The organism is Mycobacterium simiae, from assembly GCF_010727605.1.
Taxonomy (GTDB): Bacteria; Actinomycetota; Actinomycetes; order Mycobacteriales; family Mycobacteriaceae; genus Mycobacterium; species Mycobacterium simiae.
Genome location: NZ_AP022568.1, coordinates 1,680,247 through 1,706,162 on the forward strand (window position 1 = coordinate 1,680,247; position 25,916 = coordinate 1,706,162).

The window sequence follows — 25,916 nt, forward strand, 5'->3', positions numbered from 1 at the left end:
CAGCAGACGGAAAGAGTGCACCATGACACGGACTGATCAAGACAGTTGGGATTTGGCTTCCAGCGTCGGCGCCACGGCAACCATGGTCGCGGCTGCACGCGCGGTGGCCAGCAACGACGCGAATCCGATCATCAACGACCCGTTCGCCGCTCCCCTGGTGCGGGCGGTCGGGCTCGACTTCTTCCGGCGCGTCGTCGACGGTGAGATCAGCGCCGCAGACGAGCCCGAGGATGGCGACGGGGACCTCCAGTTGGAGACGGACTCGATCGCGGTGCGCACCCGCTTTTTCGATGACTTCTTCCTCAATGCGGCCCGGGACGGGATCCGCCAGGCGGTGATCCTGGCCGCCGGTCTCGACGCGCGCGCATACCGGTTGTCCTGGCCGAACGGCGGCGTGGTGTACGAAGTCGATCAACCCCAAGTCATCGAGTTCAAGACCGCCACAATGGCGCGCCTGGGTGCCGCGCCGGCCACCGACCGGCGCACCGTCAGCGTCGACCTGCGCGACGACTGGCCCGCGGCGTTGCGCAACAGCGGATTCGACGTGAGCCAACCGACGTCGTGGAGCGCCGAGGGGCTGCTCATGTACCTGCCGCCCGAGGCGCAGGACCGGCTGTTCGACAACATCACCGCACTGTCCGCCCCGGGCAGCAAGCTGGCCACCGAATACCACCCCGACAACGACACGACGATGTCCGAACGGGCCCAGGAGTTCAACCAGCGGTGGGCGAAGTTGGGCTGCGACGTCGACCTGTCCGGGTTGTTCTTCGACGGCGAGCGCAGCAACGTGGTGGAGTATCTGACCGAGCACGGCTGGCAGGTGAGCTCCCGGCCCCGGCGCGAACTGTTCACCGATTACGGCCGCGAGTTGTCCGATCGCGAGACCCAGCTGCGCAACATCGTCTCCGTCACCGCGACGCTGCGTTAGGGCCGTCGCATGACCACCGAGAGCAGCGATACCAAGCGATTTGATGGCGACACGTGGGATTTGGCGTCCAGCGTGGGAGCCACCGCCACCGCGGTGGCCGCCCGCCGGGCCATGGCGTCCAAAGGCCCCAATCCGCTGATCGACGATCCGTTCGCCGAGCCACTGGTCAACGCCGTCGGCGTGCAGGCATTCATCCGCATGATGAACGGCGAACTCGAAACGCCCGACGATGATCCCGCCTTCAGCCCGCAGCGCCTCAGCGAGGGCATGGCCGTGCGAACGCGCTACTTCGACGACTTCTTCCTCGAGGCCGTCGGAGCCGGACTGCGCCAAGCGGTCATCCTCGCGTCCGGGCTCGATACCCGCGGCTACCGGTTGCCGTGGCCGCCGGGGACCGTGCTTTACGAAATCGACCAGCCGAAAGTGATCGATTTCAAGACCCGGACATTGGCCGAGCTGGGTGCCGCACCGATAGCGGAGCGCCGGGCGGTGGCGGTGGACCTGCGCGACGACTGGCCAACTGCTTTGCGCGCCAACGGATTCGACTCAGCCCAACCGACCGCGTGGATCGCCGAAGGACTGCTGGGCTATCTGCCGCCGGACGCCCAGGATCGGCTGTTCGACAACATCACCGCGCTGTCGTGCACCGGCAGCCGGATCGGCACCGGCTACGTTCCCGACATTCCCGACCGGGTGCGCAAGCGAGGCCGTGAGCTCAGTGAGCGTTGGCGCCGCATGGGACTGGACCTGAACTGGTCGGAACTCGTCTACGACGGCGAACGCAATGACGTGGTGGCCTACCTCGACCAGCTGGGCTGGGAAACCACGGTCCGGACCACGCCGGAGATGTACGCGCACAACGGTTTCGAATTTCCCGCTGACCCCTCCGCGGCGGCTTTCGGTGACATCAGATATGTGACGGCAACGTTAGGGAGTCGATCGTGACGCGCACCGACCAAGACACCTGGGACCTGGCCTCGAGCGTGGGCGCGACAGCGACCTGGGTGGCCGCCGCCCGGGCTCTGGCCAGCAAGCGGGCCGACGCGCTGATCGACGATCCGTTCGCCGACCCACTGGTCCGCGCGGTGGGCAAGGATTTCTTCATCGGCGTGCTGGACGGCGAGATCACCGACAACAGTGGCGATATCGACCCCGAGGTCGACCCGGAAGCGGAATACAACCTGCGGCGGATGGTCAACATGATGGCCGTGCGAACGCGCCATTTCGACGACTTCTTTCTCACCGCCGCTGCCGCGGGGGTGCGCCAGGCCGTCATCTTGGCCGCGGGCCTGGACTCGCGAGCCTACCGGTTGGCCTGGCCCGCGGGCACCGTCGTGTACGAAGTCGATCAGCCGGCGGTCGTCGAATTCAAGACCACGACGCTGGCGAATCTGGGCGCCGAACCCACCGCGCAGCGCCGGACGGTTGCCGTCGACCTTCGCGATGATTGGGTAAGTGCGTTGCACCGCAACGGCTTCGACGCGGACAAGCCCACGGCGTGGAGCGCCGAAGGACTGCTGATGTATCTGCCGCCGGAAGCGCAGGACCGACTTTTCGACGCGATCACCGCGGTCAGCGCGCCGGGCAGCCGGCTGGCGACCGAATACCATCGCGACGGCAGCATGCCGCTGTTGGAACGACGCGCGAAAGCGATGGCCAACCGCTGGGGTCGGTTGGGTCTCGATGTCGACGTGTCGGCACTCGTCTACTACGGCGAGCGCACCCCGGCCGCGGACTACCTGAGCGCGCAGGGCTGGACGGTTTCCACCTGTACCCGCGCCGACATGTTCGCCGAGGCGGGTCTGTCTGTGTCGCCGGGGGAGAGCATGGAATCGCTGCAGAACAGCATCGCCGTCACCGCCGTGCTGCGATAACCCCGCGATCAGGCCGGTTTGGCCGCGGGGGCGCGCACCACCAACGGCACGGCGGGAAAGCACCACGCCAGCTCCGAGCGAGACTTGCGCAGCGCCGCCGTGCCGTAACCCTTCTTCCGGTGGTCGGGGTGAATCCAGATGCGGACGTCGACCTCCCCGCGGACCAGCTCACCGAACACCATTCCGACCTTCTCGCCGGAATCCACGGCGACGAACCAGGCGGCCTCCTCGTCGTCGACGCGGCGCAGCGCTGCCCGGATCTCGTCGTCGAGATTGCCTGCGGGCCCGCCCGATCCATCACCGGCGAAGCCGATGTCCTGGGTGCGGACGGCGAACAGGTCGCGGTCCGCGGTGGCGGAGAACGGCCGTAGCTCGAGGTTGTCCCCCGAGCTCGCCGGCCGCTCGCCGAGGGTGAAACTCAGCTGCTTGTTCAGGTCCTCGAGTTCGGCAAGAATCTTGCGTCGCGAGTCGATGGTGAGCTGCTCGAAGGACATCCCCATCACCGCTTCCGCGGCGAGGTGGGAGGTGTCGAGGAGCTTGACGATCCCGTCGACCGCGGCTTCCTTGCTCTCCGACTCCACCACCAGATCGGCGATTTCGTGCCGGCGTTCAAGCGCTTTCAACAACGCGTCGGCGATCTCTCGGCGGGCGGCTTTGCGATCCTGGTCAGTCATTGCACCAGCCTAGAACGCCGCGGACATTAGCGCGCCAGATCTCATGGCGGCGGCCGGCATGATTGCTCGCCCAGCGCCAGGAAGCGCCGGTACCGGCCCTCGACCGAGCCCACCCACGCGGGGTCGGGGTCGACGACGCGGTCCGTGCAGGCCCAGCGGCCGGCGTCGATGATCGACGTTTCCAGGCCGGCCGCCATCCGGCCCAGAAAGGCCGCCCCCAGCGCCGCGCCCTCGGGCACCCCGGATACCGTCACCGGCCGGCCGGTGGCATCGGCGATGGCCTGCATCCATGGCGCCAGGCGGGTGCCGCCACCGGTGGCCACGATGCGCGAGACCGGCGCACCGCTGAGTTCGATGAGCTGACGGACCACGAAACCGGAGGCTTCGTAGGCGGCCCTGCGCAGCGCGGTGCCGTCGTGGGTGAGGTCGACCGCGTCGAGGACGGCCCGCCGGTGCGGGTCGTGGAAGGGGGTGCGTTCGCCGCGGATGTAGGGCGACCAGACCGGCACCCGGTGTGGATCCAGGGCGCCGGGCGTGCCCGGGGCGATGACGCGATCGACCCAGCCGAGGAACAGTCCACCGGCGTTGCTGGCGCCGCCGATCAGGCTCTTGCCAGCCGTGGTGTGCGGGATGGTCCATAACCCCGGCACGTGGCGCGCCTCGGGGACGGTCACCCACACGATCAGCGTGGTGCCGCACATGACCAGGGCGTCGCCGTCTCGATCGGCACCCGACACCATCTGCTCACACAGGGCATCGACCGCGCCCACCCCCAGCACTGCACCGGTGCCACGCACCTGCCCTGCCGCCGCCCCGATCGTCTGCACTTGCGGCATCTGTGTGACGGCGGCGCCGCGCTCGGCGCAGGCCGCCGGGTCCCAACCGGTCCCGTCGAACAGCGGGAATGAGGTGGCCGCGGTGGCGAAGTCGAGCACCGCGTCGCCCGTCAGGGCATGGTTGGCCACCGCCGGCGCGGGCCAGTATCCGGCCGCGCCGGGTACTTCGGCGGCCATCCAGCGCAAAAATTCGGCGGCCTCGCCCAACGCCGGGACCGGCTGGTCGCCCGCCACCCGGCCACGCTCGTCGCCGTAGAGCAGCCCGGGCGCCAGCGGCCGGCCCGCCGAATCGACGGCCGTCAGCGAGGGCACCATGGCCGACACTGCGACGGCGCGCACCTGCGGGCCGGGCAGCAGCCGGTGCAGTCGGTCCAGGGCCGCCAACGTGCCACGCCGCCATGCCTCCTCGGCGTCATGCTCGAGCCGGTCGGGCGTCGGCACCCGCACCTGGTGCGGGATGCGCGCCCGTGCCGTCACTCGGCCATCGGCGTCGGCAGCAACCGCCTTGACCGCGGTGGTGCCGATGTCGATGCCGATCGTGACGCCATTACGTGACACTGGCGTCACCGTACGCCAGCATTGGCATTCGTGACACCACCACGCGCCCTGGTGACGGCCCCATTACGCGGTCCGGGATTCGCCAAATTGCAGCAGCTGGCCGACGTGGTCTATGACCCCTGGATAAGTGAGATGGGCCAGGCCCCGCTGCGGATCTACAGTCCCGAGCAGTTGGCCGAGCGGATCGACAGCGAAGGCGCCGACATCGTTGTGGTGGAGAGTGACTCGGTGCGCGGCCCGGTGCTGGCACGGCGGTTGCGGGCGATCGCAGCTACCCGCGGCGACCCCAACAACGTCGACATCGCCGGGGCCACCGCCGCAGGCATCCCGGTGCTGAACACCCCGGCGCGCAACGCCGACGCGGTGGCCGAGTTGACGGTGGCCCTGCTCTTGGCCGTTACCCGTCAGCTGGTGACCGCCGACGCGGATGTCCGCAGCGGCAACATGTTTCGCGACGGCAGCATCCCCTACCAGCGGTTCCGCGGGTGGGAAATCGCCGGGCGCACCGCGGGATTGGTGGGCCTGGGCGCGGTCGGCCGGGCGCTGCGATGGCGGCTGACCGGGCTGGGCGTGCGGGTCGTCGCCCACGACCCCTACCACGACGAGGCCCACCACGACCTCGATGACCTGCTGGCCGAGTCCGACGTCGTCTCGCTGCACGCGCCGGTCACCGAGGACACCGCCGGCATGATCGGCGCCGCGCAGTTCGCGGCCATGCGGGACGGGGTGGTCTTCCTCAACACCGCTCGGGCCCAGCTGCACGACACCGATGCCCTCGTCGATGCGTTGCGCAGCGGCAAGGTCGCCGCGGCCGGACTCGACCACTTCGTCGGCGAATGGCTGCCCACGGATCACCCGCTGGCCGGTATGCCCAACGTGGTGCTGACCCCGCACATCGGCGGGGCCACGTGGAACACTGAGGCCCGGCAGGCACAGATGGTCGCCGACGATCTGGAGGCGTTGCTGTCCGGCAACACGCCCGCCCATATCCTCAATCCGGAGGTGCTCGGCCCATGACGTCCGTGACATCCGTCGACAACGCGGCGACCGCGGTGCTGGCGGCGGCCAAGGACATGCTGCGGCGAGGCCTGGTCGAGGGAACCGCCGGCAACATTTCGGCGCGACGCCCCGACGGCAACATCGTCATCACGCCGTCCTCGGTCGACTACCGCGACATGGCGATCGAGGATCTGGTCCTCGTCGACCCCGACGGCGCGGTACAGCACGCGGCGCAGGGGCGGGCGCCGTCTTCGGAGATGCAGTTGCACCTGGCTTGTTATCAGGCATTCGCCGATATCGGCAGCGTCATTCACAGTCATCCGGTGTGGGCGACGATGTTCGCCGTCGCCCGTCAGCCGATCCCGGCCTGCATCGACGAATTCGCGGTCTATTGCGGCGGCGACGTCCGGTGCACCGATTATGCGGCGTCGGGCACTCCGGAGGTCGGTATCAACGCGGTCAGGGCGCTGGAAGACCGCGGCGCGGCCTTGATCGCCAATCACGGCCTGGTGGCGGTAGGGCCCCGACCCGACAAGGTCCTGCATATCACCGCACTGGTGGAGCGGACTGCTCAAATCGTTTGGGGCGCCAGGGTTCTCGGTGGCCCGGTGCCGATTCCCGACGAGGTGAACCACAACTTCGCGGGCGTCTACAGTTACCTGCGGGCCAATCCGCTATGAGCCGGGTCCAGCTGGGCCGCGCGATGGTGACGCGCATCGTGGAGTTTCAGTTCCAGCTGGGCACACGGTCTTTCGCCAACACCCCGCCGTCGGGCTGGCAAGCGCACGCCGACCTGTTGGTGCCCGACTTCTTCGACCCCGACACCGACAAGTGGCGCATTGCGGTGCAGAGCTGGGTGATCGAGGTGGACGGGCTGACCGTTGTGGTGGACACCGGCGTCGGCAACGATCGCCAACGCCCCCACATCCCGGCGCTGGATCACCTGGCCACCGGATTCTTGGCCGCCTGGGCGTCGGCGGGCATCGACCCCGGCGCCGTCGATGTGGTGATCAACACCCACGTTCACTCCGATCACGTCGGTTGGAACACGCTGTTGGACAACGGGGTTTGGGTACCAACGTTCCCCAATGCGCGATATCTGGCTCCCGCCGCCGACTACCGGTACTTCTCCCCCGACGGCCCGGCGGCGCGGCGGTCGCCGCGCACTGAGGCGCAAGCCGCCCAGCAGCACGGTGATCAGCTGGTGTTCGCCGACAGCGTGGCGCCCGTCGAGGCGGCCGGTCAGCTCGTCCAATGGTCGGACGACTACCAGGTCAGCCCGTCGCTGCGGCTGCGATCGGCTCCCGGACACACCCCAGGCTCCTCGGTGCTGTGGCTGGACGCGGGCGCCCCGGCAGTCTTCGTGGGCGACATCACCCATAGCCCACTCCAAATCCGCCGCCCCGACGACCCGTGCGCCTTCGATGTGGATGCCCCGGCTGCCGCGGCCACCCGGCGCCGGGTCTTCACCGAGGCCGCCGCGGCCCGTGCCGCCGTAGTGCCCGCCCACTACCCGGGCCACGGTGGTGCAACGATCCGGGCCGTGGCCGACCGATTCGACGTCGATGAGTGGCTGGACGTCGACAAGCTCTAAGACCGCGCGGCAAAGCCGTCAAATGATGGGCCGCAACGCGCGGTACAGCGACTGGAAACGTGCGAACTTTTCGTCGTAGTAGTCCCGATGGGCGGTCTGCGGCTCGAAAGTGCGGTCAAACCTGACGAACTCGCGCACCGCGGCGGCCACGCAGCCCACCACCTCGGTCCCCACGCCGGCCAATAGCGCCGCGCCGAGCACCGCGGCGTCCGACACCGCGGTGCGCTTGAGGGCAAAGCCGAGCGTATCGGCGCGGATTTGACACCAGATGTCCGAACGGGAGCCGCCACCGCTGATGTTCGCCTGCGCCAGAACCACATTCGACGACTGCTGCAGTGCCTGAAAAGCCCACCGCGCCGAGAAGGCAACCCCTTCCATCACGCTGCGCGCGGTCTCTGCGGCGCCGACGGTGGAATCAATCCCCGCGAACGCTCCCCGGGAGCCGGCGTCCCAGATCGGGGCACGTTCGCCCTCGAGATGCGGCAGGAACAACGGGATGGATGGTCCCGGTTCGGTGTTGGCCGCAAGTGCGGACAACCGACCGGTCGGGACGCTCAGCAGGCGCGAAACCCATTGCACCGCAGCACCTCCCGACTGGGTTGGCGCGGCATGCAGGACGATGTCGTCGTACGGGGGGAACACCACCACCCCCGGCGTGGGATTGACGGTCGGTGAGATGATGCCCAAGATCTCGCTGGTTCCGCTCTGATACATGGCCGCACCGTCGTGCAGTACACCGGAGCCGAACATACCTGCCCAGGCATCCATGGTGCCGACCACCACAGGCGTTCCGGCGCAAGGCATCCCGTGACGCACATGTCCTGCCACGTAATGAAAGTCGCGTAGCTCGGGCAATAGGTCGTGCGCCCGTGGCACCAGGGCTAGTAAGTCGGTTACATAACCTTGCCCACGAGCCAGGCGAACGGCGGAAATCGCATCGGAGAAGACTGACCCGGTCAGACGCATCACGCAATAGTCCTTGGGCAGCAGGACATATCGCGTCTTCGCATAGACATCGGGATGCACGCGCGCCACGTGCGCCAACCTGGACAACGCATGACTCGCGTCGATCGGAACCGGTGTGCCGAACCATGTTCGTTGCTGCTCGGCGTCGATGTGCGCGGCCAGCGTTGCGGCGTCGGCCGCGCAGCGGGTGTCTTGCCACGTGATCGCGGGCAGCAGCGCCGCACCGTCTGATCCGGCGAAGACATGCGTGTTCACCTGCGAAGTGATGCCGATCCCCGCGAGTCCCGACAGGTCATGCCCCGATGCGAACTCCGTCAGCGCCGCCAGCACACCGTCCATCCAAGCGGCCGGATCCTGTTCGGCGTGACGCGCCGACGGTCGCGACATCACCAGCGGGCGTAGGTAATCGGCAAGCAGGTTGCCGTCGGTATCGATCAGTATCGCCTTGACCGCGCTGGTCCCGATGTCGATGCCGATCAGACAGCTGTGCCCCACGGCTGCCAGTGTGCCAGAGCCGCGCTAGGCGGAACCCTGGCTCAGCCGGCTACCCCGCCATGTGCGCGGCGACATGCCGTGCACGCGAGCGAATTGCCGGCTGAAGAAGCCGGGATCGAATACCCCAACCCGGCGGGCAATTTCGGCGATCGGCAAGTCGGTCTCCGCCAGCAGGGTGCGTGCCTCGGTCATGCGACGCTCGATGATCCACTCCTGCACGGTGCGCCCGGTGCGCCGGCGTACCACCGTGGTGAGATGCCCCGGCGTCATGCCGACCGCGGCCGCCACATCTCGCAACGACAGGGCCGCGGCATATCGCCGGTCGATCACGTCGAACACATCGGCCAACAGTGGTTCCCCGCTGCGTCGCAGCTCGGCGACCACATCCCGGGCCAGTCGGGCGAGGTCGATCAGCAACAGGGTCAGGTATGCCAGGGCCGCCTGCCGATGCCCCTCGCTGCGCGCGGTGAGCTCGGCTTCGATCGACCGGATCGCGTTGTCCCACACGGGTTGGCGCTCCGCGGGAATCTGTAGGCGCAAGACTCCACCCGAATGGCCGTGCAGGAACGGGAAGAGCAGTGGGTGCCCGCGCCACGCCGGCCAGGGGGACCGGGCGTCCTCACCCAGCGCGGTGGGGTCGAAGAACACCGCGATGCCGTCCTGCAGGTTCGCCAACTGGCCGGCATCCAGCACCTCGCCGGGCGCCGCCACGTACACCAGGCCCGCCGCCGGGGCGTACCACAGCGCCGGAAAGTCGTGGATATGGCGGCCGTGCCCGACGATGTCGCCGGTATGACGCTGCACCGAGACCGGTTCGGTCTCCGGATCGGTCCGGTATCGGTAGACGGGAACGCCGCCGCGGTGGCCGACCAGCCTAGGTACCTGTGCCATACTGCCAAAGATAGTCCTACTATCGGCGATAATTAGCCAATTATAGTGCGTGACAGTGGTTCACCATTGTTGGTATGACGAAACATCATCCACATGACTACTTGCCGGCCACCGGTCACGATGCGTTTCTGCCCGCCTATGATCTGATCGCCCGGCTAATGGGCCTCAACAACGTTTACCGCCGCCTGGTCGCCCAGGCGGAAATCACCGACGGTCACCGAGTCCTGGAAATCGGCTGTGGCACAGGTAATCTCTCGATTACCGTCAAGCGATCGCATCCCGCGGCGGAGGTGATCGGGTGCGACCCGGATCCGCGGATCTTGGCGGTCGCGCAGCGAAAGGCGGACCGAATTCCCGGCATCCGTTTTGAACTCGGCTACGCCGAACGGCTTCCATACGCCGACGCGGAGTTCGACCGGGTGCTGTCGTCAATGATGCTGCATCACATCAGCGACGACGCGAAACCGGCGGCGGCGGCGGAGATATTTCGGGTACTACGTCCGGGGGGCCGGCTACACCTGGTCGACATCGGCGGCCACACCGCAAGCGGCGGGGTGCTGGCGCGGCTCATCCGGCGCAACCACCACATGGCCGGCAACCTGGGTGACGGGATACCCCGATTACTGCGCTCGGCGGGGTTGGACTGCACCGAACTCGCCACCACGCGGCAGCGGATCGTCGGCCAGCTCACCTACTATCAGGCCACCCGGCCGGTTTAGCGCTGGTCGATCGCGACCTTGCGCGGCCCGGGCCCCAGCTGATTTCCGTGAACTCGGGGTGTGCCAGCGGGAAGCGTACAGTGGTGGAGTCTTGTTATATTGACTAAGTATTAGCAAAGTTAAGCTAAGTACATCAGCAGGGGGCACCCATGACTTCCACCAGCTCCATCAGATACGACGGCGACAGCTGGGACCTGGCGTCCAGCGTCGGGGTGACGGCCACTATGGTCGCCGCGGCGCGCGCGATCGCCACCCGGGCCGAGCGGCCCCTGATCAGCGACCCGTTCGCGGAACCGTTGGTCAAGGCCGTCGGCGTCGACCTGCTCTCCCGGCTGGCCAGCGGCGAACTGGACCCGGCCGAGCTGAACGACGTGCACGACGGGTCCGCCGGATCGGCCGGCGCGATGTCGCGCATGGCCGACAACATGGCCGTGCGCACCAAGTTCTTCGACGAGTTCTTCATCGACGCGACCGAAGCCGGGATCCGGCAGGTCGTGATCCTGGCGTCCGGGCTGGATTCCCGCGCCTACCGGCTGGCCTGGCCCGCCGGCACGGTCGTTTACGAGGTGGACCAACCGCAGGTGATCGAGTTCAAGACCCGGGCCCTACGCGATCTGGGCGTCGAGCCGACCGCCGATCGTCGGGTAGTTGCCATCGACCTGCGCGACGACTGGCCAACCGCACTGCGCATGGCGGGCTTCGACCCGTCCCAGCCCGCGGCATGGAGCGCCGAGGGCCTGCTCGGCTACCTGCCGCCGGAGGCACAGGACCGGCTGCTGGACACCATCACCGCGCTCAGCGCGTCGGGTAGTCGGGTGGCAACCGAGAGCGTACCGAACCCCGAGCCGGGGGAAGAGGACAAGCTCCGAGAGCGTATGCAGAGCATTGCCGAGCGCTGGCGCGCCCACGGCTTCGACCTCGACATGGCGGGGCTCGTTTACCTCGGCGATCGTAACGAGGTGGTCCCCTATCTCACCGAGCGGGGATGGGCGCTGAATAGCAGCAACATCCAGGAGTTGTTCGCGGAGAACGGGTTTGCGCCGATCGAGGACGACGACATGCGGATGGGCGAGATGCTCTACACCAGCGGCATCCTGCAGAAGAAGGCAAAATGAGCACCCGGACCGGACGGAGCGAGGGCGACAGCTGGGACCTGGCCAGCAGCGTGGGAGCCACGGCCACCATGGTGGCCGCCTCCCGCGCGGTGGCCTCGCAGGGGCCCGAGCCGCTCCTGGATGATCCGCTGGCCGATCCCCTCGTTCGGGCGGTCGGGCTCGAACCGTTTGTCCGCATCCTCGACGGCGACATCGATGTCGAGGACCTCAAAGACGATGCCCTGCTCAACCGCAAGGCGCACAGCGAGCAGATCACCGTTCGTACCAGGTTTTTCGATGACTTCTTCGCCGACGCGACGAGGGCGGGCATCCGGCAGGCGGTGATCCTGGCATCCGGCCTGGACACCCGGGCCTACCGCTTGGCCTGGCCGGCGGGCACGGTGGTCTACGAGGTGGACCAGCCACAGGTCATCGCGTTCAAGACCGACACACTGGCCGGCCTCGGCGCCGCTCCCACCGCCGAACGCCGCACCATCGGCATCGACCTGCGCGACGATTGGCCGGCGGCGTTGCGGAAGTCCGGTTTCGACGTGACGCGGCCCACCGCCTGGAGCGCGGAAGGGCTGCTGCCGTACCTGCCGCCCGAGGCGCAGGACAGGTTGTTCGACAACATCACGGCGCTGTCGGCACCCGGTAGCAGGCTGGCCACCGAGCACGTGTCCGACCCCAACGCGTTCTCCGACGAGCGGCTGCGGCGCATCAGCGAACGCTGGCAAAGTTACGGGTTCAACCTCGATGCGTCCGATCTGTTCTATCGGGGTGAGCGCAACGTCGTCGTCGACTACCTGACGACCCACAACTGGGACGTGACGGCGCATTCGACCAAGGAGTTGTACGCGCACAACGGATTCCGGTTCCCCGAGGACGAGCTGACGGCGGTCTTCGGCGACATGAGCTATGTCGCCGCAACCCTGAAATAACGCCCGGTTAAAGTCGTCTCATGCCCCGTGCGCACGACGACAACTGGGACCTCGCGTCCAGCGTGGGCGCCACCGCAACCATGGTCGCGGCCGGCCGCGCCATGGCGTCCAACGACCCTCGTGGTTTGATCAGCGACCCGTTCGCCGCGCCGTTGGTGCGTGCGGTGGGCCTGGATTTCTTCACCAAGATGATGGATGGCGAGCTCGATTTCTCCGCGATCGAGAATGTCACCCCGGTCCGCATGCGGGCGATGGTCGACGGAATAGCGGTGCGCACCAGGTACTTCGACGACTACTTGGGCGATGCCGTCGCCGGCGGCGTGCGTCAGGTGGTGATTTTGGCCTCCGGATTGGACTCCCGCGCCTACCGGTTGGACTGGCCCGCGTCGACCGTGGTCTACGAAGTCGACCAACCGCAGGTGATCGAGTTCAAGACAACCACTTTGGCCGGCATCGGCGCTCAGCCGACGGCCACTCGGCGCGCCATCCCGATCGACCTGCGTGCCGACTGGCCGACGGCGTTGCGGGCCGCTGGATTCGACCCGGCCGCGCCGTCCGCCTGGCTGGCCGAAGGGTTGCTGATCTACCTTCCACCGGAAGCTCAGGACCGATTGTTCGACAACATCACCTCGCTCAGTGCCCCCGGCAGCACGATAGCCACCGAATTCGTGCCTGGCATAGTCGATTTCGACGCGGAAAAGGTCCGGGAGATGTCCAACTCGTTCCGGGACCACGGGGTGGACATCGACATGGCATCGCTGGTGTACGCCGGGGAGCGCAGCCATGTGGTCGACTACCTGAGCGCCAAAGGCTGGAAGGCCCAGGGCGTGACGCGCACGGAGCTGTTCGAGCAGCACGGCATCGACGTTCCGCCGCCAGAGCACGACGACCCGCTCGGCGAGATCATCTTCATCAGCGGCCGGTTCGCCGACGCAGGTTCAACAGAGGCCGGTTAGAAGCGCGACTCCCCCAGCCACAGCACGCTGGCGCCGTTGACCGCTTCCTCGAGGTTTTGCATGATCGTGGCGACCGTGCGGCCGATCAACACGCCCAGGGCGTCCGGCAGCGACGCGGCGGCCGGCTGGGAGGACGCCCGCGGCCGCACCAGGTTCAGCAGCGACGATCCGGGGTAGCTGACGATGCGCACGTCGGCGTCCTCGTTCAGGCCGGCGAGGATCTTGGCGCGGCGCACCGCGGTACGCAGGCCACCGAGTTCGTCGACCAGGCCCCGCTCGAGCGCGTCGGCGCCTGTCCACACCCGTCCCCGAGCGACGGCGTCGACGTCCTCGGTGCTGCGCCTGCGGCCCTGCGCGACGCGTTCGACGAAATCGGCGTAGATCAGGTCCGCTTCGGCTTCCCGGTCGGCTCGCTGCTGCGCCGTGAACGGCACATCGGTCGACCAGGCGTCGGCATTCGCGTTGGTGCGCACCGCATCTGACACGATGCCCAGCCGCTCCTTGAGATCGCGGAACACCAGCTTGCCGGTGATCACCCCGATCGAGCCGGTGATGGTGGCCGGGTTGGCCACGATCACGTCGGCGGCCATCGCCGCGTAGTAACCCCCGGACGCCGCCACCGAACCCATCGACGCGACGACCGGCTTGCCGCCTTCACGTGCCCGCGCCACCTCGCGCCAAATGGTTTCCGACGCCGTGACCGATCCGCCGGGGCTGTCGATGCGCAGCACGATCGCCGAGACCGAGTCGTCGCCGGCCGCCTCCCGCAGCGCGGCGGCAATGGTGTCACCGCCGACAGCCGAGTGACCGAACGGCAGCAGCTGCGGCCCGCCGCGCCCGGTGACGATCGGGCCCTGCAGCGTGATGACCGCAAGGGTCGGCTTGGACCGGCGGCCCGGAAGCGACGGCGCCGGTGGCACCAGCCGAGGCCGGGCCGCAGCGGCGTAGCGCGCCAGAGTGAGCCGCGGCGCAAGCTTTTCCGGGTCGCTCTCGGCGTGGTCCGCCGAAACTCCTTCCACGCCGACCAATTCCGCGATCCTGGTATGAGCCTGGTCGCGGAAGCCGATCCGGTCGACCAGGCCGGAAGCCACGGCGTCCTCACGCAACAGGGGGGCCCGGTCGGCCAGGGTGTCCAGCGCGGCGACGTCGATGCTGCGTGACTCGGCGATCGCACGCCACACCTGGTCTTGCAGGCTCTCCAGCATCCGGGTTACGGCTTCGCGGTGGGCCTCGGTGAAGCCGTGCTCGGTGAAAACGTTTGCCGCGGACTTGTATTCACCCCTGGCCACAAATTCGGCGTCGATGCCCGCCTTGTCGAGCGCGGTGCGCAGAAAATTGGCGTTGCTGGCAAAGCCGATGAGCCCGACGCTGCCCGAGGGCTGCATCCAGACCTCGCCGAAAGCCGAGGCAAGGTAATAGGACAGCGTGCCCGGGTAGGTCTCGGCCCACGCCAGCGACGGCTTGACGGCGCTGAAGGCCACGATTGCCTCGCGCAACTCCTGGACCGCCGCGGGCGGGGCGGCCGAGAGCTGCACACGCGCGATGAGCCCGGCGACCCGGGAGTCTTCGGCCGCGCGGTGGACGGCGGTGACGGCCTCGCGCAGCGCCAGCGGACGCTCCGCCCCGGTGACCAGTGCCAGCGGGTCGAATCCCGATGTCTCGGGCGGCACCGAGCGCAGGTTGAGTTCGAGCACGCAGCCGTTCGGGACGCCGTGGTGGCGGACGGTGTCGACGCGCTCGGCCAGGGCGCGTACGTCGTCGACTCCGGGCAGCGAGGGCAAAAAGGCGAACATGCTCTGCAGCGTACCGATGAACGCCCGTAGGGTGAGCGGGTGGATTTTTCGATCGCCATCCCCCAGTTCGACTACCACGACTTCGACCGCGCGGGGCTGCGCTCCTTCGTGGAGCGGTCCGAGGAACTCGGCTTCGAGGGAATCTGGACGCTCGAGCAGACCATCGGCCGGGCACCACTGCTCGCACCGCTGGAGCTGCTGTCCTTCTGCGCGGCGTACACGGAACGGCTGCGGCTGGGGGTGGCGGTGCTGGTGACGTCCCAACACGAGCCACTGCAGTTGGCCTCCGCGGTAACCACGCTCGATCGGATTAGCCACGGCCGGCTCGACGTCGGGGTCGCACCGGGTCGCGGCGGTCCGTCGCTCGCCGCCTTCGGTGTCGAAAAAGACACCTTCATCTCATATTTCACCGAGGGGCTGACATTGATGAAGGCGGCGTGGTCCGACGACCCGACGGTGAACTTCCATGGCCGGTTCCGCGACGTCGACGACCTACCGTTCCAGCCCAAGCCGATACAGCGGCCGCACCCGCCGATCTGGTTCGGCGGGATGGCGCCCAAGGCGCTGGCCCGGGCGGTGCGCCATGGTGACGCCTACATGGGCGCAGGCGCGTCGAGCACCGAAGCGTTCGCCGCCACGGTCCCCATCGTCCGTCGTGAACTCGCCGAGCAGGGCAAGGATCCGGCGCACTTCCCGATCAGGAAACGCGTCTACCTGATGATCGACGACGATGCGGCCCGCGCTCGCGAGCGGGTACTCGACGGCCTGCGCCGCCTCTACGGCCAGATGCCCGGCGTGGAAACCTTTCCGGTGTCGGGCACACCCGACGACGTCGCCCGTGGGCTCAAAGAAGTGATCGCCGCGGGCGCGCAGACGCTGCTGCTCAATCCCCTGGGCCTCGACGTGCCGGAGAATCGCGAACAGATGGAACGCCTTGCCGCAGAGGTTATTCCACGGCTGAATTGATCAGCGTCCGAGTTTGGTTGTCAGCCACTTGCCGATCTCGGCGATCGCATCGTCGACCTCAGGCACCCAGCCGGCACCGATGATGAAGGAGTGTTGCCCGGCCTCGACCTCGCGCGCCAGCACCTCGGTGCCGGCGGCCTCGGCGCGACGGGCGAACTCCGCGTCCTCGCCGGCAAGCACCTCGTCGCTGCCCCAGAACACCGCCATCGGCGGCAGGCCAGAGAGGTCCGCATCGATCAGACTCACCCGCGGGTCGTTGGGGCTGACCCCGGTGCCATCCAGCCAGCACGACCGGAAGAACTCCGCGAGCGGACGCGATAGCAGTCGATCGCGCTCACCGTTGCTGGTGTAGGTTTCGTTGCTCAGCGTCAGGTCGACCCACGGGGATATGGATACGATCGCCCCCGGCATCGCGGCGCCCTCGTCGCGCAGTGCGATGGCCAGCCCAACCGCGAAATTGCCGCCGATCGAATGGCCAACGCTGGCAATGTTTTCCGGCTGATAGCCCTGCTGCAGTAGCCAGTCGTAGGCAGCGCGTACATCTTCGATCTGGGCCGGGAACTTGTGCTCGGGTGACCGCCGGAAGTTAAGCACCAGCGCCCGGGCGCCCGCTGCCTTCGCAATGTGTGCCGCGGCCTTGCGGTCGGAGTACATCGAGGCAACGACGGTGCCGCCCATGTGGTTGTGCAGCAGCACCCGATTCGGGTCGCTGTCGGCGGGAATGCACCACAGCGCCTGCACACCCCCGGCGTCCACTTCGGCGTAGCTGACGCCCTCGGGCTCGGTGGTCGCGACATGCATCGTCTCGATGACGTCGCGTACCGTGCCCAGCTCGAAGTTGGGGTTGGCGGAGCGGGCACTCAGGGCCCCGAAGAAGTCGGCGAACTCCTTCGCTTGTGTGCTGACCATTGCGATCACCTTTCCCGAGGGGTATTGGATAACTAACGTTATATAACGAACGCTATCCTATGGCCGCGGCGTCGTCAAGGTCGGGGTGCGATAACGGTGCCTGCTAACGCATTACGCGCTAATACGACGAAAGCACGGCACCCGCGCGCATTCGCGCGGATACCGTGCTGGAACGCCTGAAAAGGTTAGGAGACCTCGGTGGCCGAGCCGCCGGCGGCGGTGATCTTCTCGCGGGCGCTGCCGCTGAACTTGTGCGCGGACACCTCGACCTTGACGGTCAGGTCGCCGTCGCCCAGGACCTTCACCAACGAGTTCTTGCGGACCGCACCCTTGGCGACCAGTTCCGCGATGCCGATGGCACCGCCTTCGGGGAACAGCCGGGCGATGTCACCGACATTGACGATCTCGTACTCGGTGCGGAATCGGTTCTTGAATCCCTTGAGCTTGGGCAGCCGCATGTGGATCGGCATCTGACCACCCTCGAAGGTGGTCGGCACGTTCTTGCGTGCCTTGGTGCCCTTGGTACCGCGACCGGCGGTCTTACCCTTGGATCCCTCGCCGCGACCGACGCGGGTCCGCGGCGTCTTCGACCCGGGAGCGGGCTTGAGGTCGTGCAGCTTGATGGTCACTGTGTTTTCCCTTCAGGCGCCGACTCCACCTCGACGAGGTGGCTCACCACGGCGATCAGCCCGCGGGTCTGTGGGTTGTCCTCGCGAACCACCGAATGGCGAATCCGTCGCAGGCCCAAGGTGCGCAGGCTCTCACGCTGCTTCCAGCGGGCACCGATGGTGCTGCGCACCTGGGTGATTTTCAACTGGCTCATTACTGTGCCGTTCCCTCGCGCGCGGCAGTTGCAGCCAGCGCTTCGCTTTCACGTCGTGCCTTGAGCATCCCGGCGGGGGCGACATCCTCGATCGGCAGACCGCGGCGTGCGGCCACCTCCTCCGGGCGCTGCAGCAACTTGAGCGCGGCCACCGTGGCGTGCACCACGTTGATCGCGTTGTCGCTGCCCAGCGACTTGGCCAGGATGTCGTGCACCCCAGCGCATTCCAGCACGGCACGGGCCGCCCCACCGGCGATCACACCGGTACCCGGGCTGGCCGGGCGGAGCAGCACCACCCCGGCGGCCGCCTCGCCCTGCACCGGGTGCGTGATAGTTCCGCCGATCAGCGGGACCCGGAAGAAGCCCTTACGTGCCTCTTCCACACCCTTGGCGATCGCGGCCGGAACCTCCTTGGCCTTGCCGTAGCCGACGCCGACCATGCCGGCGCCGTCACCCACGATGACCAGGGCGGTGAAGCTGAATCGCCGACCACCCTTGACCACCTTGGAAACACGATTGATGGCAACGACCCGCTCGAGATAGTTGCTCTTGTCGCCGTCGCGGTCGCGGCCACGGCCGCCGTCGCGCCGACCCCGGCCGTCACGGGAATCGCGGGAATCGCGGCCGTCGCGGCTGTCCGGAGCGCCTTGGCCTCCAGCGGACTGCTCCGCCATTATGCGGTCCTTCCAGTTGTCATCAGAATTTCAATCCGTTCTCGCGGGCGGCATCCGCCAGGGCCGCGATCCGTCCGCCGTAGGTGTATCCGCCACGGTCGAACACCACGCTGTCGATGCCGGCGGCCTTTGCGCGCTCGGCGATCAACTGGCCGACCCGCACGCTGCGGGATTTCTTGTCCCCGTCCAGGCCACGCACGTCGGCCTCGATCGACGAAGCGGCGGCCACCGTGGTGCCGTTCTCGTCGTTGACCAGTTGGACGTGGATATGCCGTGCGGAGCGGTTCACCACCAACCGCGGGCGCTGCGGGGTGCCCGAGATCTTCTTACGCAGGCGGGCGTGCCGACGCAGCCGAGAGACCCGGCGAGTTGCAGATACGCTCTGCCCCACCGGCTTACGTTCGGCGGTAGCTTGCTTTTGCGCCATGACTACTTACCTGTCTTTCCGACCTTGCGGCGGACCTGCTCACCCTCGTAGCGCACGCCCTTGCCCTTGTACGGGTCCGGGCGGCGCAGACGACGGATGTTCGCCGAAATCTGGCCGACCTTTTGCTTGTCGATTCCGGTGACACTGAACTTCGTCGGCGTCTCGACCGCGAAGGTGATGCCCTCCGGGGCTTCGATCACGACGGGATGGCTGTACCCGAGCGCGAACTCGAGGTTGGAGCCCTTGAGCTGTACCCGGTAGCCGACGCCGAATATTTCCATCTTGGTGGTGTAACCCTGCGTGACGCCGGTGACCAGGTTGGAGACCAGCGTCCGCGACAGCCCGTGCAACGAACGGCTTTCCCGCTCGTCGTTGGGACGGTTGACCACGATGGCGCCGTCTTCGCTGCGCTCTACCGTGATGGGCTCTGCCACGGTCAGGTCGAGGGTGCCCTTGGGGCCCTTCACCGAGACCTTCTGGCCGTCGATCGTGACGTCGACTCCTGCGGGAACCGGAATCGGCTTCTTACCAATGCGCGACATAGTCTTTTCCGTTACCTCTCCCCGCCTACCACACGTACGCGAGGACTTCGCCGCCCACGCCCTGTCTGGCTGCCTGACGGTCGGTGAGCAGGCCCGAGGAGGTCGAGATGATCGCCACGCCCAGACCACCGAGCACTCGCGGCAGATTGGTGGATTTCGCATACACGCGCAGACCGGGCTTAGACACCCGGCGCAGGCCGGCGATGCTGCGTTCCCGGCTCGGGCCGTACTTGAGCTGAACGACCAGCGACTTGCCGACCCGAGCGTCTTCGGTGCGGAAATCGCTGATGTAACCCTCGCTTTTGAGGATCTGGGCGATGTTCGCCTTGATCTTCGAGTGAGGCAGGGTCACCTCGTCGTGGTACGCCGAGTTGGCGTTGCGCAGACGTGTCAAGAAGTCTGCGATCGGGTCCGTCATTGTCATCGAGCGCCACTCCTCTTCATCGCTGCGCTCTGCATCGTCATTGTCATGACAGCGTCTATAACCTTCCTCGCGATGGTTCCCGGTTCGGGCCTGTCGCGCACCTGTTCTGGGTTGGTCCTGGGATCTCGGCTGTTACCAGCTGCTCTTCTGCACGCCGGGCAGCTCGCCCGCGTGCGCCATCTCGCGCAAGCAGATCCGGCACAGGCCGAATTTGCGGAAGACCGCGCGCGGGCGGCCACATTTGTTGCAGCGCGTGTAGCCGCGCACAGCGAACTTCGGCTTGCGCGCGGCCTTGTTGACCAGTGCCTTCTTTGCCATGCTCAGTTCTCCTTGAACGGAAAGCCGAGGGCCCGCAACAGCGCTCGTCCTTCGTCGTCGGTTGTCGCCGAGGTGACGACGTTGATGTCCATGCCGCGAACCCGGTCGATCTTGTCCACGTCGATCTCGTGGAACACCGACTGCTCGGACAGGCCGAAGGTGTAGTTGCCGACACCGTCGAACTGCTTGGGCGAAAGCCCGCGGAAGTCACGAATACGCGGCAACGCGATCGACGTCAGCCGGTCGAGGAACTCCCACATGCGGTCGCCACGCAGCGTCACCCGGGCGCCGATCGGCATGCCCTCGCGCAGCTTGAACTGCGCGATGGACTTGCGGGCCTTCCGAATTTCGGGTCGCTGCCCGGTGATCAGCGCCAAGTCGCTGACGGCGCCGTTGATCAGCTTGGCATCGCGAGCGGCGTCGCCGACCCCCATGTTGACGACGACCTTGGTCACCGTCGGGATCTGCATGACGTTGCGGTAGCCGAACTCCTTGTTGAGCGCATCGCGAATCTCGTTGCGGTAGCGCTCTTTCAGGCGCGGCTGAATCTTTTCTGCGGTAGTCATGCTAGATGTCCTTGCCGTTGCGCTTCGAGATGCGGACGCGCTTGCCGGTTTCCTCGTCGATCCGGTACCCGACGCGGGTCGGCTTGCCGTCGGAGTCGACGACCATGACATTGGAGGCGTCGATCGGCGCTTCCTGCGTGACAATCCCGCCCGACCGCGCGCCGCGCTGGTTGGTCGAAATGGCGGTGTGCTTCTTGATCGCGTTGACACCCTCGACCAGCACCCGATTGCGGTCGGGGTAGACCTTCAGCACCTTGCCTTTGGCGCCCTTGTCCTTACCCGCGATCACCAGGACGGTGTCGTCCTTCTTGACCTTCATTTACAAAACCTCCGGAGCCAGCGAGATGATCTTCATGAATCGCTTCTCGCGCAGTTCGCGCCCCACCGGCCCGAAGATGCGAGTTCCACGCGGGTCGTTGTCTGGCTTGATGATCACCGCGGCGTTCTCGTCGAACTTGATGTAGCTGCCGTCGGGACGCCGGCGCTCCTTGACGGTGCGCACCACGACGGCCTTGACGACATCACCCCGCTTGACGTTGCCGCCGGGGATGGCGTCTTTCACGGTGGCGACGATGACATCACCGATGCCGGCGTAACGTCGCGACGAACCACCGAGCACCCGGATGCACAAGATCTCCTTGGCGCCGGTGTTGTCGGCGACCTTCAGCCGCGATTCCTGCTGAATCACTCGATCTCCTGACTGAGTTCACGTGTGCACGGCAGGAAACGCCTCGGCAAGGCTCCAACAGGCGAAGCCCACCAACCTGACGTGCGCGGTCTTTGTCACCGAAGGGCACGCGGGGCCGACTCACACCGGCCGAGGTCTGCCCAAGGCAACCCCTAGAGTCTAGGTGACGAGCTGCTCAGCGCCAAATTCGCGGCCGAACCGAAAACGGCCCGGGTGTAGGCCTGATGTGGGCATGGAGCATTCCTCCACCTAGAAGGGCGGTGGTTCGTCGTCGCCCTCGGGTGGGGCCGGGCCGGGGTGGTGCGGTACGGGGGCGCGCCGGGCGGTGCGGGACTCTCGATTTTTTCGGCGTTCGACGGCGACGCGGGTGGTGCGGTCTTGGGAGCGAGTCCGACGCCGGCGGGGCATCATGGCGGTGCGGTCGGCGCAGTAGTCCAGCGGCACGTCGACTTCGGCGGCCGCGATGGCCCCGGTGGCCCGGCACAGGCTGGGGAACAGCAGGGCGCTGCCCGGCGTGGTCACGTGGGTGCGACCGGCCGGGGAGGTCAGGATCAGGGTGCCGTCGGGCAGCTGCTTTTCGGCCCAGCCCCAGAACGTTTTCACCAAATGATGGGTGCGGCAATAGCACTTGAGATTGCTCGCGTGCGTGGGCCCGCCGGCGCTGTACGGAACGGTGCGGTCGATATCGCAGGCCACCGCCGGGCACTCGCAGCCCGGCCAGCGGCAGGTCAGATCGCGGCACCGCACGAAATCAGCCAGCGCCGCCGAGGGCACATAGCCGGGCTCCGGTGCGGCATCGGCGGGGTGAATCAGCGGCACGTGTTTGGCCGCGGCGGCCAATTCGGCGACCAGCTCGGCCGGAATCAATCCCTGCGCGCCGAGCTGGTAGCCCGGCGCGCCGCCCTGGCCGGACACGGTGGACTGCTCGGCGATCACGTGGATGACCAGCGGAGCGGCCGCGCGCTGGGTGCCAGCCGCGCACTCGGCGCGCCCACACCGGCACCCCAGCCGATCCGCCCCGGCCGCGAGCGCGCCCAACGCATCCGCCCGGCGCTGCTCGCGGGTGCGCGGATCCTGCGCACAGACGGTGGCCGCCATCGCGTCCAGGCGCGTATCCAGCGCGGCAGCATCCGGACCGAACATCACGCCCTCGACGCGGGCCAAGCCGTCGCCCATCTCACCGATCCACACCTCCCGGCCCGCCGCGCGGTTACGGCGTCGACGCACCGCATCCGCGTCGGCCCGGGCCACCACCTTGTCCACCTGCGCCGCCAACCGGGCGGGGGTCAGCGCGGGCCAGCGCGCCACCGTGGCCGCCAACTGTGCGTCCACGACCGCCAGCACGTCGGCGTCGGTGAGCAGGTCGGTGCGATACACCAGCGTCTGCACCATCCGAAAGTCGATGTCCCCGGCAGCGAATACCTCCGCCACGCGTGGCAGCCGCTCGCGTAGTGCCCGCGCATACCGGACCCGACTGGCCGCCAATCCCTGACTGATCCGCAGCTCGGCCGCCACCTCGGCGGCCACGGCCGCCTCGGTATCTACCGCCCACTCCTCGGACTCCCCGCACCGCGACAACCGATGAGCGAACAACTCCCCGATCGCCGCCAATTGCGCTGCCGCCGAACGGTTCTCGGTTCGCGAGAAGCACGAGACGCGCTCGAGCAGCGCCGCCGACTCCGGCGTCGTCGACGGGTAACGCCGCTCAAAGAGCTCGTCGAACTCGGCGACCGCCGATTCCAGCGATTCGAACATAAGTTCGATTATGCCACGGGGTGCCGACGAGTTACCGCGAAGCAGCCGAGCTATCCGGGAGTCCGTCGCCCTGCCGGACCCAAGCAATGATGTACAGGCTCATCGCCACCACCAACGCGATCAGCACCCATTGCACTACCGCCTGGTCGATCCAGGATCCCGGCGGCGGCGAGCCGGGCAGGATGTTGCGCAGCGGGGCGATCGCGAACAGCATCGCGGCGTACCAGGTACCGAACGGTGGCACGAATTTTCTCTTGCCCAGCACCATCGGGATGGCCACCAACAGCGCCAAGGTGGGCAGCGTGACCAGTACCACGCAGATGAACAGGTCGAACACCAGCGGGCCCTTGGCGCGCTTCATGGTGATGACCAACGCAGCGTCGTCGGGGACGCGCGAGCTCACGGCGCTGGTCTCGTCCACCCGCTCTACCTTGACGTCCCAACCGTCCAGCCCGCCGGTGACCTCGACCCGGGCCGGCAGCTTCTTGCGGCGGTCACCGGAACCAATAAGGGTGTCGGCGGAGATCTTCTCGGTCGTGTAGGTGTCGAAAGGCCAGTTGGCGGGATCGCCGTGGGCTTCGATAATGGTTTCCACCTGAGCCGCGGCCTTGCCGGCCGGGAACTGCAGATCGCCGAGGTCGCTCGTTGGGTACAGGCGGACCGCGACGTCGGTGTTGAGTACGTCGAATCTCTTGTCGTACAACGAGTCCGGCGGATAAACCAGCACGTCAACCTTGAGTCGATTGCCGGTCGTTTTGAGGTCGTCGAGCCGCAACTGCACGATCGTGTCGTTGCCGCCACCTTGGCTCAAATCCAGCGGCGGCAACGGACCCGCTGACCGCTGCAGGTAGTGGACGCCGAACAACGAAAAGATATAGGCGCCGATGACAACGGCCAGAACGAGCGCGGCGAGTGAGATGTGCGGCCGGTGCCTGTTGAGATAGCCAAAGACACCACGGGCTCCCGACGTTCGCCGCCGATCCGGGCTCGGTGGCGCCGGGGCCGCCGCTGTTTCGGTGGTCATTGGTTCCGCTCAGCAACTCGCCGGCTAAATCCATCGGATAGGGACGACACGGCCAGATGGTACGAATTTCGGCGCTGTCGGCGCGGCGAAATCCCATGCCAGAGGCGCTATTTTCATCTGCCGGCAAGTCGGCGTTAACGCGCGGCGGCAGCCGGCGATCGACGAACCAGCGAATCCCTGGTGGCAAGCTCCCGACCGGTCGGCTTCCGATTGCCCACTCGAAGTCGGCAATTCACCTGATGTTTCTTTACGGGTCGCCGCGATAGCTGTAATTGTCGACGTGTGTCGACATCTGGCGGTAGGGTGCCCCACCCAATCCCGAGGAAAAAACGCCGCGGGAAGCATCACCGACGGGTCGCCATCAAGCACGTGCTCGCCGCGAGCACACTGATACTCGCGGGCTGCGGCACCCCATCGCACACCGCCCTGCCCTATGCCCATGGATCCAGAGTCGATTGTGGCGGCAAACAACAAATCTCCGCCAGCGGCTCGACCGCCCAGGCAAATGCCATGCGGAAATTCATCGACGCTTACTCGAACGCTTGCACGGGCCAAAACCTTTCCTACACCGCTAACGGGTCGGGCTCCGGTGTCAGCGACTTCCTCTCGGGCAGGAGCGATTTCGCCGGATCCGACTTGCCGCTGACCGACGAGCAATACGCGGCGGCCAAACAGCGTTGCAATGGTGCCGATGCGTGGAACCTGCCGGTGGTCTTTGGCCCGATCGCAATCACCTACAACATCAACGCCATCGATTCGCTGGTGCTCGATGCGCCCACGCTGGCCAGGATCTTCAACGGCAGCATCACCCGGTGGGACGATCCCGCCATCACCGCGCTCAACGCGTCGATGCCCCCGGAAAACATTCACGTCGTCTATCGAGCGGACCCGTCCGGGACCAGCGCCCACTTTCAGGCGTATCTGCAGGCCGCGTCCTCAGGTGCCTGGGACCGCGGCGGCGGCAAAGTGTTCAACGGCGGGGTCGGCACCAGCGCGTACGGCAACATCGGCACCTCCGCAGAGGTGAAGAACACCGAGGGCGCGATTTCCTACAACGAATTGTCGTTCGCGCTGCAGGAAGGACTGTTCGCCGCCCAAATCAAGACCTCCGCGAGCCGGAAATCGTTGCGCCCGGTACGTATTGGCGTCGACACCGTCGGAAGGACCATCGCCAACGCGAAGATCACCGGCAAGGGCAACGACCTGGTGCTCGATACCTCGTCCTTTTACAACCCCACCCAGCCCGACCTCTATCCGATCGTGATGGTCACCTACGAAATCGTCTGTTCGAAATACCCCGACCCCAGTGTCGGCCAGGCGGTGAAGGCCTTCCTGCAGGCCGCCGTCGGTCCAGGCCAGGCCGACCTGGACAGGAACGGCTATATCCCGTTGCCACCCGAGTTCCAGTCGCGGGTGTTCAGCGCAATCGACGCCATCACCTCGACGCCGATAGCGAATGCCGGGTAACCTCGTGCCGGCCTG

At 67.0% G+C, this 25,916-nt stretch carries 30 protein-coding genes; 12 read left to right on the forward strand and 18 right to left on the reverse strand.

All coding sequences use genetic code 11. The features are described 5' to 3' along the window. The first annotated feature begins 22 nt into the window (after nucleotides 1-22). From G6N33_RS07665 to G6N33_RS07675, 3 genes are read left to right on the forward strand one after another with little or no spacing between them, the layout of a single operon-like run. The gene (locus tag G6N33_RS07665) at nucleotides 23-928 is read left to right on the forward strand and encodes a class I SAM-dependent methyltransferase (RefSeq protein WP_044509858.1); all 906 of its coding nucleotides are present in this window, start codon (nucleotides 23-25) and stop codon (nucleotides 926-928) included. Between the two features lie 9 nt (nucleotides 929-937). Next, a complete protein-coding gene (locus G6N33_RS07670; RefSeq protein ID WP_044509857.1) occupies nucleotides 938-1,873 on the forward strand; it encodes a class I SAM-dependent methyltransferase in 936 nt (311 codons plus the stop codon). Further along, entirely contained in the window at nucleotides 1,870-2,802 is a 933-nt protein-coding gene (locus G6N33_RS07675; RefSeq protein WP_044509856.1) for a class I SAM-dependent methyltransferase, read from the forward strand. Before G6N33_RS07670 ends, G6N33_RS07675 begins: the two co-directional genes overlap by 4 nt. An 8-nt stretch (nucleotides 2,803-2,810) precedes the next feature. Here the strand turns inward: G6N33_RS07675 and G6N33_RS07680 are convergent, their stop codons facing one another. Both G6N33_RS07680 and G6N33_RS07685 read right to left on the reverse strand, forming a co-directional pair. After that, the gene (locus tag G6N33_RS07680; protein ID WP_044509855.1) at nucleotides 2,811-3,476 is read right to left on the reverse strand and encodes a GNAT family N-acetyltransferase; all 666 of its coding nucleotides are present in this window, start codon (nucleotides 3,474-3,476) and stop codon (nucleotides 2,811-2,813) included. Nucleotides 3,477-3,517: 41 nt separating this feature from the next. Continuing rightward, nucleotides 3,518-4,870 carry a xylulokinase gene (locus tag G6N33_RS07685; protein ID WP_101528767.1) on the reverse strand — a complete coding sequence of 451 codons (1,353 nt, stop codon included), beginning with the start codon at nucleotides 4,868-4,870 and terminating at the stop codon, nucleotides 3,518-3,520. 30 nt (nucleotides 4,871-4,900) lie between these two features. Between G6N33_RS07685 and G6N33_RS07690 the strand changes: the two genes are divergently transcribed. The 3 genes from G6N33_RS07690 to G6N33_RS07700 are packed head-to-tail and all read left to right on the forward strand — an operon-like array spanning nucleotide 4,901 to nucleotide 7,463. Beyond that, on the forward strand, nucleotides 4,901-5,887 hold the full coding sequence (locus G6N33_RS07690; protein ID WP_044509853.1) for an NAD(P)-dependent oxidoreductase: 987 nt from the start codon (nucleotides 4,901-4,903) through the stop codon (nucleotides 5,885-5,887). Then, on the forward strand, nucleotides 5,884-6,549 hold the full coding sequence (locus tag G6N33_RS07695) for an L-fuculose-phosphate aldolase (RefSeq protein WP_101528768.1): 666 nt from the start codon (nucleotides 5,884-5,886) through the stop codon (nucleotides 6,547-6,549). The genes G6N33_RS07690 and G6N33_RS07695 overlap by 4 nt, the downstream gene beginning before the upstream one ends. After that, nucleotides 6,546-7,463, forward strand: a complete 918-nt coding sequence (locus G6N33_RS07700; protein ID WP_044509851.1) for an MBL fold metallo-hydrolase — start codon at nucleotides 6,546-6,548, stop codon at nucleotides 7,461-7,463. The genes G6N33_RS07695 and G6N33_RS07700 overlap by 4 nt, the downstream gene beginning before the upstream one ends. An 18-nt stretch (nucleotides 7,464-7,481) precedes the next feature. Here G6N33_RS07700 and G6N33_RS07705 read toward each other — a convergent pair whose 3' ends face one another. Both G6N33_RS07705 and G6N33_RS07710 read right to left on the reverse strand, forming a co-directional pair. Then, nucleotides 7,482-8,924: a xylulokinase gene (locus G6N33_RS07705; protein ID WP_044509850.1), complete on the reverse strand. Its 1,443-nt coding sequence runs from the start codon at nucleotides 8,922-8,924 to the stop codon at nucleotides 7,482-7,484. A 24-nt stretch (nucleotides 8,925-8,948) separates the two neighbouring features. Next, nucleotides 8,949-9,815, reverse strand: coding sequence for a helix-turn-helix transcriptional regulator (locus tag G6N33_RS07710; protein WP_044509849.1), 867 nt, complete (start codon nucleotides 9,813-9,815; stop codon nucleotides 8,949-8,951). Nucleotides 9,816-9,889: 74 nt separating this feature from the next. On the opposite strand from G6N33_RS07710, the gene G6N33_RS07715 reads away from it, so the two are divergent. The 4 genes from G6N33_RS07715 to G6N33_RS07730 all read left to right on the forward strand — a co-directional run bounded on the left by G6N33_RS07715 (nucleotide 9,890) and on the right by G6N33_RS07730 (nucleotide 13,525). Then, the gene (locus G6N33_RS07715) at nucleotides 9,890-10,534 is read left to right on the forward strand and encodes a class I SAM-dependent methyltransferase (RefSeq protein ID WP_044509848.1); all 645 of its coding nucleotides are present in this window, start codon (nucleotides 9,890-9,892) and stop codon (nucleotides 10,532-10,534) included. 149 nt (nucleotides 10,535-10,683) lie between these two features. Next, nucleotides 10,684-11,649, forward strand: coding sequence for a class I SAM-dependent methyltransferase (locus G6N33_RS07720; protein WP_044509847.1), 966 nt, complete (start codon nucleotides 10,684-10,686; stop codon nucleotides 11,647-11,649). Next, entirely contained in the window at nucleotides 11,646-12,569 is a 924-nt protein-coding gene (locus G6N33_RS07725; protein WP_044509846.1) for a class I SAM-dependent methyltransferase, read from the forward strand. The genes G6N33_RS07720 and G6N33_RS07725 overlap by 4 nt, the downstream gene beginning before the upstream one ends. Before the next feature lie 20 nt (nucleotides 12,570-12,589). Then, on the forward strand, nucleotides 12,590-13,525 hold the full coding sequence (locus tag G6N33_RS07730; RefSeq protein ID WP_044509845.1) for a class I SAM-dependent methyltransferase: 936 nt from the start codon (nucleotides 12,590-12,592) through the stop codon (nucleotides 13,523-13,525). Here G6N33_RS07730 and sppA read toward each other — a convergent pair. Further along, a complete protein-coding gene (gene sppA, locus G6N33_RS07740) occupies nucleotides 13,522-15,318 on the reverse strand; it encodes a signal peptide peptidase SppA (protein ID WP_101528770.1) in 1,797 nt (598 codons plus the stop codon). The two genes, G6N33_RS07730 and sppA, sit on opposite strands and share 4 nt — an antisense overlap. Before the next feature lie 39 nt (nucleotides 15,319-15,357). Here sppA and G6N33_RS07745 point away from each other — a divergent pair, with 39 nt between their 5' ends. Next, the gene (locus tag G6N33_RS07745; protein WP_044509843.1) at nucleotides 15,358-16,284 is read left to right on the forward strand and encodes an LLM class flavin-dependent oxidoreductase; all 927 of its coding nucleotides are present in this window, start codon (nucleotides 15,358-15,360) and stop codon (nucleotides 16,282-16,284) included. On the opposite strand, the gene G6N33_RS07750 is transcribed toward G6N33_RS07745, so the two are convergent. The 13 genes from G6N33_RS07750 to G6N33_RS07810 all read right to left on the reverse strand — a co-directional run bounded on the left by G6N33_RS07750 (nucleotide 16,285) and on the right by G6N33_RS07810 (nucleotide 24,434). Then, nucleotides 16,285-17,193, reverse strand: a complete 909-nt coding sequence (locus G6N33_RS07750) for an alpha/beta hydrolase (RefSeq protein WP_044509842.1) — start codon at nucleotides 17,191-17,193, stop codon at nucleotides 16,285-16,287. Between the two features lie 185 nt (nucleotides 17,194-17,378). Continuing rightward, complete coding sequence (gene rplO / locus G6N33_RS07755; RefSeq protein ID WP_044509841.1) at nucleotides 17,379-17,822, reverse strand: 50S ribosomal protein L15; 444 nt, start codon at nucleotides 17,820-17,822, stop codon at nucleotides 17,379-17,381. Beyond that, nucleotides 17,819-18,016, reverse strand: a complete 198-nt coding sequence (gene rpmD, locus G6N33_RS07760; protein ID WP_044509840.1) for a 50S ribosomal protein L30 — start codon at nucleotides 18,014-18,016, stop codon at nucleotides 17,819-17,821. Before rpmD ends, rplO begins: the two co-directional genes overlap by 4 nt. Further along, a complete protein-coding gene (gene rpsE, locus G6N33_RS07765; protein WP_044509839.1) occupies nucleotides 18,016-18,690 on the reverse strand; it encodes a 30S ribosomal protein S5 in 675 nt (224 codons plus the stop codon). Before rpsE ends, rpmD begins: the two co-directional genes overlap by 1 nt. A 22-nt stretch (nucleotides 18,691-18,712) precedes the next feature. Then, the gene (gene rplR, locus G6N33_RS07770) at nucleotides 18,713-19,081 is read right to left on the reverse strand and encodes a 50S ribosomal protein L18 (protein ID WP_101528781.1); all 369 of its coding nucleotides are present in this window, start codon (nucleotides 19,079-19,081) and stop codon (nucleotides 18,713-18,715) included. 38 nt (nucleotides 19,082-19,119) lie between these two features. Further along, nucleotides 19,120-19,659 (reverse strand): 50S ribosomal protein L6, encoded by a 540-nt coding sequence (gene rplF, locus G6N33_RS07775; protein WP_044509837.1) that lies wholly within the window; start codon nucleotides 19,657-19,659, stop codon nucleotides 19,120-19,122. A 25-nt stretch (nucleotides 19,660-19,684) separates the two neighbouring features. Continuing rightward, entirely contained in the window at nucleotides 19,685-20,083 is a 399-nt protein-coding gene (rpsH, locus tag G6N33_RS07780; RefSeq protein ID WP_044509836.1) for a 30S ribosomal protein S8, read from the reverse strand. Between the two features lie 132 nt (nucleotides 20,084-20,215). Further along, on the reverse strand, nucleotides 20,216-20,401 hold the full coding sequence (locus tag G6N33_RS07785; RefSeq protein WP_003873499.1) for a type Z 30S ribosomal protein S14: 186 nt from the start codon (nucleotides 20,399-20,401) through the stop codon (nucleotides 20,216-20,218). 2 nt (nucleotides 20,402-20,403) lie between these two features. Then, nucleotides 20,404-20,967 carry a 50S ribosomal protein L5 gene (gene rplE, locus G6N33_RS07790; protein ID WP_044509835.1) on the reverse strand — a complete coding sequence of 188 codons (564 nt, stop codon included), beginning with the start codon at nucleotides 20,965-20,967 and terminating at the stop codon, nucleotides 20,404-20,406. A 1-nt stretch (nucleotide 20,968) separates the two neighbouring features. Next, nucleotides 20,969-21,286, reverse strand: coding sequence for a 50S ribosomal protein L24 (gene rplX / locus G6N33_RS07795; protein WP_044509834.1), 318 nt, complete (start codon nucleotides 21,284-21,286; stop codon nucleotides 20,969-20,971). Further along, nucleotides 21,287-21,655 carry a 50S ribosomal protein L14 gene (gene rplN, locus G6N33_RS07800; RefSeq protein ID WP_003403649.1) on the reverse strand — a complete coding sequence of 123 codons (369 nt, stop codon included), beginning with the start codon at nucleotides 21,653-21,655 and terminating at the stop codon, nucleotides 21,287-21,289. 249 nt (nucleotides 21,656-21,904) lie between these two features. Then, nucleotides 21,905-23,410, reverse strand: a complete 1,506-nt coding sequence (locus tag G6N33_RS07805) for an HNH endonuclease signature motif containing protein (protein WP_101528771.1) — start codon at nucleotides 23,408-23,410, stop codon at nucleotides 21,905-21,907. A 31-nt stretch (nucleotides 23,411-23,441) separates the two neighbouring features. Beyond that, on the reverse strand, nucleotides 23,442-24,434 hold the full coding sequence (locus G6N33_RS07810; RefSeq protein ID WP_044509833.1) for a DUF4436 domain-containing protein: 993 nt from the start codon (nucleotides 24,432-24,434) through the stop codon (nucleotides 23,442-23,444). Nucleotides 24,435-24,749: 315 nt separating this feature from the next. Between G6N33_RS07810 and pstS the strand changes: the two genes are divergently transcribed. After that, the gene (gene pstS, locus G6N33_RS07815; protein WP_044512847.1) at nucleotides 24,750-25,901 is read left to right on the forward strand and encodes a phosphate ABC transporter substrate-binding protein PstS; all 1,152 of its coding nucleotides are present in this window, start codon (nucleotides 24,750-24,752) and stop codon (nucleotides 25,899-25,901) included. Nucleotides 25,902-25,916: the final 15 nt, after the last annotated feature.

Coding starts and splice junctions, on each gene's coding strand:
- G6N33_RS07725 (WP_044509846.1), top strand. CDS start 11,646: ATGAGCACCCGGACCGGACGGAGCGAGGGCGACAGCTGGGACCTGGCC.
- G6N33_RS07730 (WP_044509845.1), top strand. CDS start 12,590: ATGCCCCGTGCGCACGACGACAACTGGGACCTCGCGTCCAGCGTGGGC.
- rplX (WP_044509834.1), bottom strand. CDS start 21,286: ATGAAGGTCAAGAAGGACGACACCGTCCTGGTGATCGCGGGTAAGGAC.
- rplF (WP_044509837.1), bottom strand. CDS start 19,659: ATGTCGCGCATTGGTAAGAAGCCGATTCCGGTTCCCGCAGGAGTCGAC.
- G6N33_RS07700 (WP_044509851.1), top strand. CDS start 6,546: ATGAGCCGGGTCCAGCTGGGCCGCGCGATGGTGACGCGCATCGTGGAG.
- G6N33_RS07680 (WP_044509855.1), bottom strand. CDS start 3,476: ATGACTGACCAGGATCGCAAAGCCGCCCGCCGAGAGATCGCCGACGCG.
- rpsH (WP_044509836.1), bottom strand. CDS start 20,083: ATGACAATGACGGACCCGATCGCAGACTTCTTGACACGTCTGCGCAAC.
- G6N33_RS07695 (WP_101528768.1), top strand. CDS start 5,884: ATGACGTCCGTGACATCCGTCGACAACGCGGCGACCGCGGTGCTGGCG.
- G6N33_RS07810 (WP_044509833.1), bottom strand. CDS start 24,434: ATGACCACCGAAACAGCGGCGGCCCCGGCGCCACCGAGCCCGGATCGG.
- G6N33_RS07805 (WP_101528771.1), bottom strand. CDS start 23,410: ATGTTCGAATCGCTGGAATCGGCGGTCGCCGAGTTCGACGAGCTCTTT.
- rpmD (WP_044509840.1), bottom strand. CDS start 18,016: ATGAGCCAGTTGAAAATCACCCAGGTGCGCAGCACCATCGGTGCCCGC.
- G6N33_RS07710 (WP_044509849.1), bottom strand. CDS start 9,815: ATGGCACAGGTACCTAGGCTGGTCGGCCACCGCGGCGGCGTTCCCGTC.
- rplE (WP_044509835.1), bottom strand. CDS start 20,967: ATGACTACCGCAGAAAAGATTCAGCCGCGCCTGAAAGAGCGCTACCGC.
- sppA (WP_101528770.1), bottom strand. CDS start 15,318: ATGTTCGCCTTTTTGCCCTCGCTGCCCGGAGTCGACGACGTACGCGCC.
- G6N33_RS07720 (WP_044509847.1), top strand. CDS start 10,684: ATGACTTCCACCAGCTCCATCAGATACGACGGCGACAGCTGGGACCTG.
- G6N33_RS07715 (WP_044509848.1), top strand. CDS start 9,890: ATGACGAAACATCATCCACATGACTACTTGCCGGCCACCGGTCACGAT.
- G6N33_RS07670 (WP_044509857.1), top strand. CDS start 938: ATGACCACCGAGAGCAGCGATACCAAGCGATTTGATGGCGACACGTGG.
- G6N33_RS07665 (WP_044509858.1), top strand. CDS start 23: ATGACACGGACTGATCAAGACAGTTGGGATTTGGCTTCCAGCGTCGGC.
- G6N33_RS07750 (WP_044509842.1), bottom strand. CDS start 17,193: ATGGTCAGCACACAAGCGAAGGAGTTCGCCGACTTCTTCGGGGCCCTG.
- rpsE (WP_044509839.1), bottom strand. CDS start 18,690: ATGGCGGAGCAGTCCGCTGGAGGCCAAGGCGCTCCGGACAGCCGCGAC.
- G6N33_RS07785 (WP_003873499.1), bottom strand. CDS start 20,401: ATGGCAAAGAAGGCACTGGTCAACAAGGCCGCGCGCAAGCCGAAGTTC.